Source organism: Microbacterium sp. PI-SA-G (assembly GCF_057215335.1).
Map to the genome: position 1 here is coordinate 1,022,447 of NZ_CM170103.1, position 14,643 is coordinate 1,037,089.

The 14,643-nt window shown below is 69.7% G+C and carries 17 protein-coding genes; 7 read left to right on the forward strand and 10 right to left on the reverse strand.

Annotated elements, in window-relative coordinates; translation table 11 throughout:
• The first annotated feature begins 8 nt into the window (after window positions 1-8).
• From AC2D10_RS05085 to AC2D10_RS05095, 3 genes are read left to right on the forward strand one after another with little or no spacing between them, the layout of a single operon-like run.
• Window positions 9-1,277 (forward strand): magnesium transporter MgtE N-terminal domain-containing protein, encoded by a 1,269-nt coding sequence (locus AC2D10_RS05085; protein ID WP_484710868.1) that lies wholly within the window; start codon window positions 9-11, stop codon window positions 1,275-1,277.
• Complete coding sequence (locus AC2D10_RS05090) at window positions 1,277-1,795, forward strand: DUF1003 domain-containing protein (RefSeq protein ID WP_484710870.1); 519 nt, start codon at window positions 1,277-1,279, stop codon at window positions 1,793-1,795. The genes AC2D10_RS05085 and AC2D10_RS05090 overlap by 1 nt, the downstream gene beginning before the upstream one ends.
• Entirely contained in the window at window positions 1,792-2,919 is a 1,128-nt protein-coding gene (locus AC2D10_RS05095) for an Mrp/NBP35 family ATP-binding protein (RefSeq protein ID WP_484710873.1), read from the forward strand. The genes AC2D10_RS05090 and AC2D10_RS05095 overlap by 4 nt, the downstream gene beginning before the upstream one ends.
• Before the next feature lie 27 nt (window positions 2,920-2,946).
• Here AC2D10_RS05095 and AC2D10_RS05100 read toward each other — a convergent pair whose 3' ends face one another.
• A complete protein-coding gene (locus tag AC2D10_RS05100; RefSeq protein WP_484710874.1) occupies window positions 2,947-3,324 on the reverse strand; it encodes a twin-arginine translocase TatA/TatE family subunit in 378 nt (125 codons plus the stop codon).
• Window positions 3,325-3,412: 88 nt separating this feature from the next.
• On the opposite strand from AC2D10_RS05100, the gene AC2D10_RS05105 reads away from it, so the two are divergent.
• Entirely contained in the window at window positions 3,413-4,051 is a 639-nt protein-coding gene (locus tag AC2D10_RS05105) for an O-methyltransferase (protein ID WP_484710876.1), read from the forward strand.
• A 91-nt stretch (window positions 4,052-4,142) separates the two neighbouring features.
• Here the strand turns inward: AC2D10_RS05105 and AC2D10_RS05110 are convergent, their stop codons facing one another.
• From AC2D10_RS05110 to dapE, 3 genes are all read right to left on the reverse strand, one after another.
• Window positions 4,143-4,316 (reverse strand): DUF3117 domain-containing protein, encoded by a 174-nt coding sequence (locus tag AC2D10_RS05110; protein ID WP_017203323.1) that lies wholly within the window; start codon window positions 4,314-4,316, stop codon window positions 4,143-4,145.
• 95 nt (window positions 4,317-4,411) lie between these two features.
• A complete protein-coding gene (locus AC2D10_RS05115; RefSeq protein WP_484710879.1) occupies window positions 4,412-5,629 on the reverse strand; it encodes a hypothetical protein in 1,218 nt (405 codons plus the stop codon).
• Complete coding sequence (gene dapE, locus AC2D10_RS05120; protein ID WP_484710881.1) at window positions 5,611-6,684, reverse strand: succinyl-diaminopimelate desuccinylase; 1,074 nt, start codon at window positions 6,682-6,684, stop codon at window positions 5,611-5,613. Before dapE ends, AC2D10_RS05115 begins: the two co-directional genes overlap by 19 nt.
• Before the next feature lie 90 nt (window positions 6,685-6,774).
• Between dapE and dapD the strand changes: the two genes are divergently transcribed.
• Together dapD and AC2D10_RS05130 are read left to right on the forward strand one after the other, a co-directional pair.
• Window positions 6,775-7,719: a 2,3,4,5-tetrahydropyridine-2,6-dicarboxylate N-succinyltransferase gene (dapD, locus tag AC2D10_RS05125; RefSeq protein ID WP_484710883.1), complete on the forward strand. Its 945-nt coding sequence runs from the start codon at window positions 6,775-6,777 to the stop codon at window positions 7,717-7,719.
• Window positions 7,720-7,961: 242 nt separating this feature from the next.
• Window positions 7,962-9,344, forward strand: a complete 1,383-nt coding sequence (locus tag AC2D10_RS05130) for a DEAD/DEAH box helicase (RefSeq protein ID WP_484710884.1) — start codon at window positions 7,962-7,964, stop codon at window positions 9,342-9,344.
• A gap of 99 nt (window positions 9,345-9,443) precedes the next feature.
• On the opposite strand, the gene AC2D10_RS05135 is transcribed toward AC2D10_RS05130, so the two are convergent.
• From AC2D10_RS05135 to AC2D10_RS05160, 6 genes are all read right to left on the reverse strand, one after another.
• Entirely contained in the window at window positions 9,444-10,739 is a 1,296-nt protein-coding gene (locus AC2D10_RS05135) for a citrate synthase (RefSeq protein ID WP_484710885.1), read from the reverse strand.
• A gap of 196 nt (window positions 10,740-10,935) precedes the next feature.
• A complete protein-coding gene (gene dapC / locus AC2D10_RS05140) occupies window positions 10,936-12,048 on the reverse strand; it encodes a succinyldiaminopimelate transaminase (RefSeq protein WP_484710888.1) in 1,113 nt (370 codons plus the stop codon).
• A gap of 6 nt (window positions 12,049-12,054) precedes the next feature.
• On the reverse strand, window positions 12,055-12,375 hold the full coding sequence (fdxA, locus tag AC2D10_RS05145; protein WP_484710890.1) for a ferredoxin: 321 nt from the start codon (window positions 12,373-12,375) through the stop codon (window positions 12,055-12,057).
• A gap of 9 nt (window positions 12,376-12,384) precedes the next feature.
• Window positions 12,385-12,870 (reverse strand): histidinol dehydrogenase, encoded by a 486-nt coding sequence (locus AC2D10_RS05150; RefSeq protein WP_484710892.1) that lies wholly within the window; start codon window positions 12,868-12,870, stop codon window positions 12,385-12,387.
• A gap of 56 nt (window positions 12,871-12,926) precedes the next feature.
• Window positions 12,927-13,241 carry an AzlD domain-containing protein gene (locus tag AC2D10_RS05155; protein WP_484710894.1) on the reverse strand — a complete coding sequence of 105 codons (315 nt, stop codon included), beginning with the start codon at window positions 13,239-13,241 and terminating at the stop codon, window positions 12,927-12,929.
• Window positions 13,238-13,948, reverse strand: a complete 711-nt coding sequence (locus AC2D10_RS05160) for an AzlC family ABC transporter permease (RefSeq protein ID WP_484710896.1) — start codon at window positions 13,946-13,948, stop codon at window positions 13,238-13,240. Before AC2D10_RS05160 ends, AC2D10_RS05155 begins: the two co-directional genes overlap by 4 nt.
• A gap of 101 nt (window positions 13,949-14,049) precedes the next feature.
• Here AC2D10_RS05160 and AC2D10_RS05165 point away from each other — a divergent pair, with 101 nt between their 5' ends.
• Window positions 14,050-14,598: a helix-turn-helix domain-containing protein gene (locus tag AC2D10_RS05165; RefSeq protein WP_484710897.1), complete on the forward strand. Its 549-nt coding sequence runs from the start codon at window positions 14,050-14,052 to the stop codon at window positions 14,596-14,598.
• Window positions 14,599-14,643 lie beyond the last annotated feature (45 nt).

The window sequence follows — 14,643 nt, forward strand, 5'->3', positions numbered from 1 at the left end:
CTGGACGGGTGAGCACACAACGGGTATTCGCCGCGCGCCTGGCCGGGTGCGCCGTCTTCGACCCCGTAGGCGACCGGCTCGGCAAAGTCCGTGACGTCGTCATCGTGTACCGAAGTTCCGCGGCTCCGCGCGTGATCGGCCTCGTGGTCGAGATCCCCGGGCGTCGGCAGGTCTTCCTCTCGATCGGACGCGTGACGTCGATCCGCTCGGGTCAGGTCATCACCACCGGGCTCATCAACGTGCGCCGCTTCTCGCCGCGCGCCGGAGAGGTGCGCGTGCTCGCCGAGATGCTCGGGCGCCGCGTGTCGTTCGCCGACGGCAGCGGGTCCGCCGTGATCGAGGACGTGGCGGTGGAGCCGAACCGCCTGGGCGAATGGGCCGTCAGCCAGCTTTTCCTGCGCCGACCCAAGACCAGCGCCTCGCCGTTCGCGAAGGGACCGACCACCTTCGCCGCCTGGAGTGAGGTCGTCGAGCAGCGAGCCCCGGGCGAATCGCAGTCCGCCGAACAGCTCGTCGCCTCGTACTCCGAGCTGCACGCGGCCGACCTCGCCAACACGCTGCTCGATCTGCCCCAGCAGCGCATGATCGAGGTGGCCGAGGAGCTTTCGGACGACCGGCTCGCCGACGCCATGGAGGAGATGCCCGAGGACGAGCAGGTGCACATCCTCGACCGCCTGGGCGATGAGCGCGCCGCTGACATCCTCGACCAGATGGAGCCGGATGACGCGGCCGACCTGCTCGCCCAGCTCGCCCCCGACCGCCTGGAGCACCTGCTCGAGCTGATGGAGCCCGAAGAGGCCGAGGACGTGCGCATGCTCCTCCGCTACGGCCCCGACACCGCGGGTGGGCTGATGACGCCCGAGCCGATCATCCTGTCGGCCGACGCGACGGTCGCCGAGGCGCTGGCGCTGATCCGTCGACACGAGCTGCATCCGGCCCTCGCCGCCGCCGTGTTCGTCACCCTGCCCCCGTTCGAGACGCCCACCGGCCGACTGCTCGGCATGGTGCACTTCCAGCGCATGCTGCGCTATCCGCCGCACGAGCGACTGGGGGCGATCGTCGACGACAGCCTTGAGCCTGTGCCGGTCACCGCGTCGGCCGCTGAGGTGGCCCGCATGCTGGCGAGCTACGACCTGGTCTCGCTGCCCGTGATCGATGTCGCCCGCCGCCTCGTCGGCGCGATCAGCATCGACGATGTGCTCGACTACCTGCTGCCGGACGACTGGCGCTCGCACGACGCCGATGAGACCGTCGCGCCGACGACGGAGGTGCGCTGATGGCTCGCGCTCCTCGGCTCGACGCCCCGCTCGGTCGCGGCACCACTCGCTCCCGTCCGACGTCGCGTGACCGCTTCGGCCGCTTCACGGAGTGGGTGGCCCGCGCCATGGGCACACCCGCGTTCCTGCTCATGCTCACGCTCTTCTGCGTCGCTTGGATCCTCTGGAACACGCTGCTGCCCGACGAGGTGCGCTTCGATGACGCCGCTCTCGGCTTCACCGCTCTCACGCTCATGCTCTCGCTGCAGGCCTCGTATGCCGCCCCGCTGATCCTGCTCGCGCAGAACCGTCAGGACGACCGCGACCGGGTGCAGATCGAGCAGGACCGTCAGCGCGCCGAGCGCAATCTCGCCGACACCGAGTACCTCGCCCGTGAGATCGTCGCCCTGCGCATGTCTCTCGAGGAGCGCAACAACCAGGTGGTCACGCGTGATGTGCTGCGTCACGAGCTGAAGGCACTGCTCGCGGAGCTCGAGGAGCCCGACGAGAGGCCGTCGCCCGACGGCGCCCCGTCATGACGGCCGCCGACAGTGTCAGGGCGGCGGTCTCGGCCGTCAGCGATCCGGAGCTGCGGCGCCCGATCGGCGAGCTCGACATGGTGCGCGACATCACGGTCGACGGAGGGAGCGCGCGCGTCGGCATCGTGCTGACGATCGTGGGCTGCCCGGCGGCGAACCGCATCGAGTCCGAGGTGCGCGCTGCCGCCGCCTCCGTGGCCGGCATCACCGACGTCGACATCGAGGTCGGCGTCATGACACCCGACGAGCGCAAGGCCCTCACGGAGAAGCTCCGCGACGGACGCCCGGCGCGGCAGATGCCCTTCGGCCCCGACTCTCTCACCCGCGTCATCCTGGTCTCCAGCGGCAAGGGCGGCGTAGGGAAGTCCACGGTGACCGCCAATCTCGCGGTCGCCCTGGCCGAGCAGGGTCTGGCGGTCGGTCTGGTCGACGCCGACGTGCACGGGTTCTCGATCCCCGGGCTTCTGGGGATCCCCGCCGGCACGCAGCCCACCCGGATCGACGACCTGATGCTGCCGCCGGTCGCGTACGGGGTCAAGACGATTTCGATCGGCATGTTCCTGCGTGACGGTGAGGCCGTGGTGGCCTGGCGCGGACCGATGCTGCACCGCACCGTGTCGCAGTTCCTCACCGACGTGTTCTTCGGCGACCTCGACATCCTCCTCATCGACATGCCTCCGGGTACCGGCGACATTGCGATCTCGATCGGGCAGCTGCTCCCCCATGCCGAGGTCCTCGTCGTGACGACACCGCAGACCGCGGCGGCCGACGTGGCCATCCGCAGCGGCCTGGTGGCCCGTCAGACCGGCCAGCGCGTCATCGGCGTGATCGAGAACATGGCGGCCTTCACGCTCCCGGACGGCACCGTGGTCGATCTGTTCGGCTCCGGGGGCGGTGCGGCAGTGGCCGCCGCGCTCTCCGAGTCCGGCGGATCCGATTCCGTGCCGCTGCTCGCCTCGATCCCGCTCAGCCCTGCGTTGCGCGCCGGAGGCGACGCGGGCGAGCCGGTCGTGCTGAGCGACCGTGACGATGTCGCGGCGACGGCGATCCGCGACGTGTCCCGGTCGCTCGCTCGTCAGGGTCGCGGACTCGCGGGTCGGTCGCTGCCGCTCTCGCTCCGCTGATTCGAGCCGGACCAGAGCCGGCCGGGCTCACGTGGCTTCGACGTCGTACGGGGGCTTGTTCGTCGCGGAGAACACCTGCGGTGCGCGGGAGAGCGGAGGCTCGGCGATGGTGGTCTGCGCGGTGGCCGCAGCCGCAGCGGCGGGGGCCGGGGTGTCGAGCAGGGCCTCACGGATGATGCGGCGAGGGTCGTACTGACGCGGGTCGAGCTTGCGCCAGTCGACGTCGTCCATCTCGGGGCCCATCTCGTCGCGCATCTTCGACTTGGTGTCGCGAAGATACTCGCCGGCCTTTCGGACCATGCGCGCGAACCCCTCGGCGACCTGCGGAAGACGATCCGGGCCGACGATGAGCACCACGATGAGACCGATAAGCAACAGCTTCTCGAAAGTGAGCCCGAACTGCATCTGTCCAGGCTACCGCCGCGCCTGCGCTGCCGGTGCACACCGAACGAATATCCTGGAAACACTCACCGTCCAGCTAGGAGACTCAGGCATGAGCGAACATGACGCGAACGCGCGGTTCATCCGCGAGTCCATCGTCGAACCCGACGCCATCGCGCGCGCTCGCGCCCACGCGATCGAGCTCGGCGCCGCCCCGGTGAGCCCCGCCGTCGGCTCGCAGATCGCCGTGCTGGCCGCCGCGACCGGCGCCAGATCGATCGTCGAGATCGGAACCGGCGCCGGCGTGTCGGGCCTGTGGATGCTGCGCGGCGCGCCGCAGGCGGTCCTCACCTCGATCGACAACGAGCGCGAGCACCTGGCGGCCGCCCGTCAGGCGTTCGCGGACGCGCGGGTGCCCCCGACGAAGGCGCGGTTCATCACCGGGCGGGCGGCCGACGTGCTCCCCCGCATGAACGAGGCCTCATATGACATCGTCCTGGTCGACGCCGATCCTGAGAACGTGATCGAATATGTGGAGCACGGACTGCGACTGGCCCGCGCCGGCGGCATGGTCCTCGTGCCCCGCGTGCTGGCCGGAGGCCGCGTGGCCGACCCGGTGCAGCGCGACGAGATCACTTCGGCGTACCGCTCCCTCGTGCAGGAGACCCAGGAGTCCTCGGCCGTGCTCGCCACGGTCTCCACTTCCGGCGAGGGACTGCTCCAGCTGGTCAGCCTCGCCTCACGGAGCTGATCGGCCCCCGGCACCGGGCGCACACGAAGAAGGGCGATGGATCGGATGATCCATCGCCCTCTTCGGATCCGTCAGGAAGGATCCAGGTACATCAGGCCGGAGCCACGACGGCGGCAAGCACGTCGTGAAGCTCCTTGGCCTCGGCGTCGTTCACGGAGACGACCAGTCGGCCGCCGCCTTCGAGCGGAACACGCACGATGATGAGTCGCCCTTCCTTGACGGCCTCCATGGGTCCGTCTCCGGTCCTCGGCTTCATCGCTGCCATCGTGGCTCCTTTTCCCTCGGTGGTATGTGATGAGTTTATCGGGTACAACGCGACCCTGGATGTCACGTGTGAAGAAATGCACCCGCGCGTCACCGTCAGGGCACCTGCCAGAAAGTGTTGCCGAGCGCGTACATGTGGTAGATCCAGAGCCATTGACCGGCGAGACCGACCACCAGCACGCCGATGCGCCACGCCGTGGATCGCGGAACCGCTACCGCTCCCCAGAGCGGACTGATCGGCAGCAGCAGTCGGAACGTGCTCGACTGCGGGAAGAACACGGCGAGCAGGTAGAGCAGGTAGCTCGCGCTCCACAGTCGCAGGTCAACTCCGAGCGCACGCACCTGCGGCGAGCGCAGCAGGGCGAGCCCCGCGGTGGAGACCAGCAGGACGAGCGCGACGGGCCCCGCCCAGGTCGGCAGGCCCCACTGCCCGAACCAGAACTGCGACGCCTGCACCCATCCTTCGAAGGGCAGGAAATGCTCGACGCCGCCGACCACCCAGTGCCGACGCCACGCGAGCTCCGTCTCGAGGTAGGCCCCGGCATCGCCGGTGACGATGCCGGCGATGATTTGCCAGGAGAACCCGGCCACGGTCGCCAGCGCACCGAGCGTGACGATATGCACGGCCTCGACGGAGCGCAGCGGCTGCTCGCGCCGGCGAACCCAGCGCAGGACGCCGTGGAGGCCCAGATACAGAGCGAAGGCCAGGATGCCGGGGCGCGTGAACGCCATCACCGGAACGAGCAGGTAGAGCCAGACGTAGCGATGACGGGCGACGGCGTCGAGCGCCAAGAAGAGGAGCATCAGGAAAAGGGTCTCGGCGTAGCCCACCTGGAACATCGCGGCCAGCGGGCCGAAGGCGAAGAACACCACGGCCCACGTCGCCGCCCCCGCGCCGATGCGATCACGCAGCAGACGGTGCAGGGCGAGGCAGGCGAAGTACCCCGCCACGAAGGAGACCAGGAAGGCGCCGACGCCCCACGAGCCGAAGACCAGACCGACCGCCTTCGCCACGAACGCGAAGACCGGCATGAAGGCCCAGGCGTTCTCGGCCACGTCGCCCGACTCGGTCACCGGCAGGTCGCTGGGGTACCCGCTCTCGGCGATCAGCCAGTACCACTGCGCATCCCACGCCAAGACGAAGTCGCCCAGGCCGGCGCCGACACCGATCCGTGAGAGCGACGTCGACAGAGTCGCGGCGAGCACGAAGAACAGACTCGTGACCACGCGCGCGGCGAGGTAGAGGATCGCGATGCGGACGGCGAGGGGCAGCTCTGCCCAGCGGCGGATGAGGGTCAGCGCGCGGTGAGCCATGCGCGAAGGCCGTGCTCGACGGCGTCGATCTGCGCCACCGGGACACGCTCCTCGTCGTGGTGGGCCAGATGCGGGTCACCGGGGCCGTAGTTGACCGCGGGGATGCCGAGGGCCGAGAACCGCGCCACATCGGTCCATCCGTACTTCGGCTTCGGCACGGCGCCGACCGCGGCGACGAACTGCTGGGCGATGGGAGCGTCGAGCCCCGGACGCGCGCCTTCCGCGGCATCGGTGATCTCGAGGTCGAAGCCGGCCAGGACAGCCCGCACGTGCGCCTCGGCGTCGGCGGCGGACTTGTTCGGGGCGAAGCGGTAGTTGACCTCGACCTCGCAGGCGTCGGGAATGACATTGCCGGCGACGCCACCCGAGATGCGCACGGCACTCAGGCTCTCGCGATACAGCAGGCCCTCGACCAGGACCTCTTTCGCACGGTACTCCGCCAGGCGCGTGAGGATGGGGGCGGCACGGTGGATGGCGTTCTCGCCGATCCAGGCGCGGGCGCTGTGGGCGCGGACTCCGACGGTGCGCACGATCGCGCGCAGCGTGCCGTTGCATCCCCCCTCGACCTCGCCGTTGGACGGCTCCCCCAGGATGGCGAAGTCCGCCTCGAACAGATCGGGTCTCACGGCGGCCAGCAGACCCAGGCCGTTCTTCGACGCCTGGACCTCCTCGTTGTCGTACCACATCCAGGTGATGTCGACCACGGGATCGGTGATCTCGGCGGCGAGCTTGAGCTGCACCGCGGTGCCGGCCTTCATGTCGACCGTGCCCCGGCCCCACAGGTACCCGACGCCGTCGATCTGGGTGTCGCGCGTCGGCAGATTGTGGTTGATCGGCACCGTGTCGATGTGCCCGGCGATCGCGACCCGCTGAGCGCGGCCGAGGTTCGTACGAGCCACGATGGTATTGCCGTGGCGGATGACCTCGAGGTGAGGAAGCGGACTGACCGCCGCCTCGATCTCGTCCGCCAGGCGCTTCTCGTCACCGGAGACGCTGGGGATGTCGCAGATCGCGCGCGTGAGGTCGAGCGAGGAGGCAGTGAGATCGAGCACCATGCCCCCAGCCTAGTTGCGGCCCCTCGGCGCCCTCCCGGACACGTCGTCATGCGGCGGTGGCGGCGCCGGGGTTCGAGATAGCGTGGAGGCATGACTGAATCGCGCAGCGTCTGGGGTGTCGGACTGACCACGATCGCCGAGAACGGCACCGTCCTGGATGCCTGGTACTCGCAGCTGGGATCGGGCGCGCTGCCGGATGACGACGCCGCCTCCGCTCTCTCCTCGCTCGCCGGCTCGGACGCGCGTCGTGCCGTGACCGTCGAGACGGTGGCATTGCAGATCGATCTGGATGCCGCGCCGGCATCGACCGCCGACGCCTACCTGCGCCTGCACGCCCTCTCGCACCTTCTCGTACGGCCGAACGAGCTGAACCTCGACGGCATCTTCGGTCACCTGCCGAACGTCGCCTGGACGAACGCCGGCCCCGTGCACCCCGACGACGCGAACCGTTTGCGTCCGCAACTGCAGCGCGCCGGGATCCAGGTGCAGGGACTCGACAAGTTCCCGCGCCTCACCGACTACGTGCAGCCGGCCGGCGTGCGGATCGCCGATGCCTCGCGCGTGCGTCTCGGCGCACACCTCTCCCCCGGCACCACCGTGATGCACGAGGGCTTCGTCAACTTCAACGCCGGCACGCTCGGCGCCTCGATGGTGGAGGGACGCATCTCGCAGGGCGTCGTGGTCGGCGACGGCAGCGACATCGGCGGCGGCTCCTCGATCATGGGCACCCTGTCGGGCGGCGGCACCCACCGCGTCTCCATCGGCGCCCGCACGCTCCTCGGCGCGAACGCGGGAATCGGCATCTCCCTCGGCGACGACTGCGTCGTCGAGGCCGGACTCTACGTCACCGCAGGCACCAAGATCGTGCTGGTCGACGGCCCGACCACGGCCGACGGCGGAAAGAAGACCGTCAAGGGCGGCGAGCTCTCTGGTCAGAACGGACTGCTCTTCCGGCGCAATTCGCTCAGCGGGGCTGTCGAAGCCGTCCGCCGTGCGGGCGTCGGCGTCACCCTGAACGAGGCCCTGCACGCCTGAGAACACCCGAACGAGCCTGTGCGGCGCGCGCTGAGTGCGGCGCACAGGGTCCGTCCGGATGGGCGTGGTACTGTCGAGATGACGCTCCTCGCGATGCGAGACGTCTGCGTCGTCGACACGCTCCCGTGCCACTCATCCGGTTCTGGCCATTTCGAACGGCGAAACGATGCGCGATCCCGCGCCGTCGCCCACCTTCCCGCACCCGGCACTTTCGTCCGTGCGTGCAATCTCGGAGATACTTCATGACTTCCTTCCTCGATCTCGGCGTGCCCGCCGACCTCGCCGCCGTTCTCTCGAAGGACGGCAAGACCGAGGCGTTCGCGATTCAGCGCGACACGCTTCCCGACTCGCTCGCCGGCCGTGACCTGCTCGGTCGCGGTCGCACCGGCAGCGGAAAGACCATCGCCTTCGCGCTTCCGCTCGTCTCGCGCCTCGCCGCCTCGTCGCGCTCCAGCCGCGCCGGCCACCCGCGTGGTCTCGTGCTCGCTCCGACCCGCGAGCTCGCCACGCAGATCGCCGCGACCATCGCGCCTCTCGCCGCGGCCAAGGGCCTGCGCGTCACCACCGTGTTCGGCGGCGTCAGCCAGCGTCCGCAGGAGCAGGCCATGCGCAGCGGCGTCGACATCGTCGTGGCATGCCCCGGCCGTCTCGAAGACCTCATGAAGCAGAAGGTCGTCCAGCTCGACGCCGTCGAGGTCACCGTGCTCGACGAGGCCGACCACATGGCCGACCTCGGCTTCCTGCCCGGCGTCACCCGCATCCTCACCGCGACCCCGGCCGGCGGACAGCGTCTGCTGTTCAGCGCCACGCTGGACCGCGGCATCGACACGCTCGCCCGCCGCTTCCTCTCGAACGCGGTCAGCCACGAGGTCGACGAAGAGAGCGTGCCCGTCGGCGAGATGACGCACCGCGTGCTCGTCGTCGACTCGACCGACGACAAGACGGCCCTGGTCCGCGAGCTCGCCTCGGGCACCGGACGTCGCATCCTGTTCACGCGCACCAAGCACCAGGCGAAGAAGCTCGCCAAGTCGTTGACCGCCGCGGGCATCCCCGCCGTCGACTTGCACGGCAACCTGTCGCAGAACGCCCGCGAGCGCAACCTCAGCGCCTTCTCGTCGGATCCCGACGAGGGTGGCGTGCGCGTGCTCGTCGCCACCGACGTCGCCGCCCGTGGCGTGCACGTCGACAACGTCGATCTCGTCGTCCACGTCGACCCGCCCATGGAGCACAAGGCGTACCTGCACCGTTCGGGCCGTACGGCTCGCGCGGGTGCTGCCGGCACCGTCGTCACCGTCGTGCTCCCCGAGCAGCGTCGCGATGTGAAGGACCTCCTGCGCAAGGCGGCCATCACGGCGGCACTCGAGAACGCCACGACCGAGGCCATCACGGGGCTCGTCCCCGAGCGCGCCCCGCACGTGCGTCCGGCTCCGGTCCAGGCGCAGCAGCCGCAGCGTGCCGCGAAGCAGCGCCCTGCCGGTGGCGAGCGCTCCAGCGCGACCACTCCCCCCGCCCGTCGTCGCCGTCCTCGTGCCGGTGGCCAGGGTGGCGGCCAGGGCGGACAAGCCGGCTTCTCGCGTCAGGGCGGCCCGAGCCGTCAGGGCGGACGCAGCGCTCAGGGTCGCTGACCCGCGACGCTCACCACGAACGCGAATGCGGCGTGTCTCCTCGGGGGCACGCCGCATTTCTTCTGCGTGGGGACGTCTCCGACGCCAGACCGCCGATGGTCAGCGGGTCGGGAAGTCGCGCGCAGGCGAGCCCGTGTACAGCTGCTGCGGGCGACCGATCTTGGTCTGCGGGTCGAGCTGCAGCTCGCGCCACTGAGCGAGCCAGCCCGGCAGACGGCCGATCGCGAAGAGCACCGTGAACATGCGCGTGGGGAAGCCCATCGCCTTGTAGATGACGCCGGTGTAGAAGTCGACGTTCGGGTACAGGCGACGCTCGCGGAAGTAGTCGTCGGCCAGTGCGAGCTCCTCGAGCTCCTTTGCGAGGTCGAGCAGCGGGTCGGTCACACCCAGCGACGAGAGCACCTCGTCGGCGGCGTCCTTGACGAGCTTGGCGCGGGGGTCGTAGTTCTTGTAGACCCGGTGCCCGAAGCCCATCAGCTTCACGCCCTCTTCCTTGTTCTTCACCCGCTCCACGAAGCGCGAGACGCTCTGGCCGGAGTCGCGGATCTGGCCGAGCATCGTCAGCACGGCCTCGTTGGCGCCACCGTGCAGCGGGCCGGAGAGGGCCTGGATGCCGGCGGAGATCGAGGCGAACTGGTTCGCCCCCGTGGATCCGACGAGACGGACGGTCGAGGTCGACGCGTTCTGCTCGTGGTCCTCGTGCAGGATCAGCAGCAGCTCGAGCGCCTTGGTCATGACCGGGTTGATCTCGTACGGCTCGGAGAGCACGCCGAAGTTCAGCTTGAGGAAGTTCTCGACGAACCCGAGCGAGTTGTCGGGGTACAGGAACGCCTGCCCGACGCTCTTCTTGTGCGCGTAGGCCGCGATCACCGGGAGCTTCGCGAGCATGCGGACCATGTTCAGCTCGACGTGCTCGGGGTTGTGCGGATCGGTCTGGCCCTCGTAGTAGGTCGAGAGGGCGGCGACAGCCGACGACAGCACCGACATCGGGTGCGCGGTGTGCGGCAGCGCCGAGAAGAAGCGCTTGAGGTCCTCGTGCAGCAGCGTGTGACGACGGATCTTCTCGTCGAACTCGGCCAGCTCCGACGCCGACGGCAGCTCGCCGTAGATCAGCAGCCAGGCGACCTCGAGGTAGCTGGTGGTGCCCGCGAGCTGCTCGATGGGGTAGCCGCGATAGCGCAGGATGCCCTGATCGCCGTCGATGAAGGTGATGTCGGACTTCGTCGACGCCGTGTTGACGAAGCCGTAGTCGAGCCCGGTGTACCCGGTCTGACGGGTCAGCGTCGAGAAGTCGATGCTGCTGTTCCCGGCCGTGCCGTGCACGAGCGGGAACTCTGCGGTGGTCTCGCCGATGGTCAGCTTCGCCGTAGCCTGCTGGTCTGCCGCTGCACTCACGCGGACCTCCTGGGTCGTCTCTGACCGCCCGCGTGTCGCGTCGGTGTCAGCCAAATCTCATCTCATGCCGGAACTGGCGATGTCTCGGCACGAATGCCGCATGGTCGGAGCACGACCGAATCGCTCTTACAGCCTAGTAGGCGCTCAGGCCTACTGTGACATCCGCCAAGCGGACGCGCGGCGCCGCTGAGGAAAGCTACAGGCGCGTGTCGTCCAGGCGACGGGCGGCCTCCGCGACCCGGTCGGTGGGCGCCGTGAGGGAGAGGCGGATGTGCTCTGCCGAATCCGCCCCGTAGAAGGGGCCGGGGCCGGCCAGGATGCCGAGGTCGGCGAGCCGTGCGAGGGATTCCCACGCGTCGCGGCCTTCGGTCGCCCAGAGATACAGGCCCGCCTCGGAGCCGTCGATGCGGAAGCCCGCCGACTCGATCGCCGGGCGCAGCAGGGCGCGACGCTCGCGGTAGAGCTCCTTCTGCGCGGCCACGTGGCCGTCGTCGCCGAGGGCGACCGCCATCGCGTGCTGAATCGGTGCGGGAGGCATGAGGCCGAGGTGCTTGCGGGCCGTCAGCAGCTCACCGACAATGCGTGCGCACCCGGCGACGAACGCCGCCCGGTAGCCGGCGAGGTTCGACTGCTTGCTCAGCGAGTACACGCTGAGCAGGTTCGAGCGATGTCCGTCGGTGACCCGCGGGTCGAGGATCGACGGCACGGGCTCCGACGCCCACGGGCCGTCCCAGCCGAGCTCGGCGTAGCATTCGTCGCTCGCGAGCACCGCCCCGAGTTCACGCGCGCGACGGACGGCGGCCGCGAGCTCGTCGACCGTCCAGGTGCGTCCGTCGGGGTTGCCGGGGGTGTTGATCCAGATGAGCTTGGTGCCCTCGGGCCAGGTGGCAGGATCATCGGCCGCGAGCGGGATGGCACCGGCCGTGCGGGCGCCGACCTCGTAGGTGGGGTACGCGACGCGGGGGTGCACCACGATGTCGCCCTCTCCCAGTCCGAGGAGCGTGGGAAGCAGGGCGACCAGTTCCTTGGAGCCGATCGTCGGCAGGACGTTGTCGACCGTCAGGTCCGGCACGCCGCGGCGCCGCGCGTACCACTCGACGATCGCCTCACGGACGGCCGGCGTACCGACGGTCTGGGGGTAGGCATGCGCGTCGGTCGCCTCGGCGAGAGCACGCCGGATGACCTCGGGGGTCGGATCGACCGGAGAGCCGATCGACAGATCGACCAGTCCGTCGGGATGCTGCGTCGCGCGCTCACGGAACGGGACGACGGCGTCCCACGGGTAGTCGGCCAGGTCACGGACGCTCACGAGCGCCTACTCGCCCTGAGGAGGCAGCGCAGCGATGACCGGGTGATCGAACGCGTACACGCCGACCTTCGCCGCCCCACCGGGCGAGCCGATCTCGGAAAAGAACTCCACATTGGCCTTGTAGTAGTCCTGCCACTCGTCGGGTAGGTCGTCCTCGTAGTAGATGGCCTCGACGGGACACACCGGCTCGCACGCGCCGCAGTCGACGCACTCGTCCGGGTGGATGTACAGCGACCGCTCGCCCTCGTAGATGCAGTCCACAGGGCATTCGTCGATGCAGGCACGATCCTTCACATCGACACACGGGAGGGCGATCACATACGTCACCCCACCAGTCTACGACTCGCGGACGCCGCTCTCCTGCGAAGACGCTCCCGGGATCGCGCCCGGAGCGCCGGGAACCGCGGTGATCACCGGTGCATCCTCAGCGGGCGCGACGGGCAGCGCGGCTTCGGTGCGGGCGGGAAGCCGCGAGAACGACGGCCAGGCCACCACGAGCAGCACGAGCCCGGCCACCAGATACGTCCAGATGCGCCCGGCAAGGGTGTCCTCCACGACCACGGATCCTCCCGGGCCGACGCCCGAGATGACCAGAAGCATGCCGATCATCCCCAGACCGGCGGCCAGCGCGGCGCCTCGATCATGCGTCAGGGCGCGGACGGCGATCAGGATCGCGGCACACGCGATCGCCCCCACGATCAGCCCTACGGGGATGATCCCCCAGGTGAGGCTGTGGGCGATGGTGCCGGCGATGCCGTACACGCCGCCGACGAGGGCCGCAGCGACCCACGACAACACCTTGGACCACCAGCTGACGCGCACGGGTCGATTCTACCGGCGTGGCCCCGGCGACACCTGCGCGAGTGACCGGCGGCCGCTCAGACAGCCAGCCCGAAGAGTCGCAGCAGAGCCGCGACCAGCGCCGCGGCGACCACCACGACCAGGAACGACTGCCGCAGCCACAGCAGACCCGCCGCGACGAGGAGGGCGGGCACCCGGGCGTCGACCATGATCGCCTGCCCCGCACCCAGGGTCTGCACGGCGACGAGCGCGGCCAGCAGCGCCACGGTCAGCAGATCGGAGATGCGGGCCGGCCGCGGCGCCTCGAGAACCTTCGGCGGGACCAGGTAACCGACGGCCTTCAGGCTCAGGCAGACGAGGGCGGCGAGAAGGATCGCACTCCACACACTCACGACGTCGCCACCCGGCCGACGGTGGATGTCTGCGGCGGACGCCCGAGCCAGTTGAACCACCCGACGACGATCGCCACGACGGCGGCGAGCAGCACCGGGAGGCCCGGCATCAGGAACGGCGTGAGCGACGCGGCGACGACGGCGGCCGCGATCCCCACCGCGATGGCCTGGCGCTCTTTCAGCCGCGGCCACAACAGCGCCAGGAATGCGGCGGCGGCCGCGGCATCCAGCCCCCAGGCGCGAGGATCACCCAGCACGTCTCCGACGAGCGCACCGATGAGCGTGGTGATGTTCCAGCCTAGAAAGATTCCCACGCCGGTGACCCAGAACCCCACGCGGCGCAGACGCGGATCATTCTGAGAGATCGCGACCGCGGTCGACTCGTCGATCGTGAAGTGCGCCGCCGCAGCCCGGCGCAGTGCTCCCCCGCCGATCATCGGCGACATGCGCATACCGTAGGCGACGTTGCGGACGCCGAGCAGCACGGCCGAAGCGATGGCCGACGGGAGCGCCGCGACGCCGCCCGCCGCGAACACGCCGACGAAGGCGAACTGCGATCCACCGGTAAACATCAAAAGGCTCAGCACACACGTCTGCCAGACGTCGAGACCCGACGCGACGGCGAGTGCCCCGAAAGAGACCCCGTAGGCGCTGGTGGCGAGGACCACACCGAGCGCTTCGCGCCACACCTCGCGCTCAGGCGTCATGGCGCACCACTCTTTCCGTTCGATCCGCTGAACACATGATGATCATTCTGAACAGCGGCAGATGCATAGTCAAGCGAACGATCGTTTGGCATGATGAACGAATGGAGGATCTCCGCACTCGCATCGCCCGCACCCTTCGCCGAGAGCGCGAGGCTGCCTCACTCTCGGTGTCGGAGCTCGCCCGGAGAGCCGGCATCTCGAAGGCGACGGTCTCGCAACTCGAGAGCGGAGCCGGCAATCCGAGCGTCGAGACGCTGTGGGCCCTGGGAGTCGCGCTCGGCGTGCCGTTCGCCGTGCTCGTCGACCAGCAGGCGAACGCACCGACGCTCATCCGGGCGGCCGACCTCGCCGGAGTCCCCTCGTCTGCCGCCGCCTACAGCGCGAGCCTGCTGTCGGCCAGCCCGCCGGGCGCGCGGCGCGACCTGTACGTCATCCAGGCCGAACCCGGCGACCCCCGCCGCTCTGACCCGCACCACGCGGGCACCACCGAGCACGTCATCCTGATCGCCGGAGAAGCACGGATCGGCCCCGTGGACGCGCCGATCGTGCTGCGTCCCGGCGACTACCTCTCCTACCCCGGCGATGTGCCGCACATCTTCGAGGCGACCGTCGCCGGCACCAGCGCCGTGCTCATCTCGGAACTGCGCTGAGACGACGAGAGCCCGCCCCGGTCGGGGCGGGCTCTCGTCGTGTCG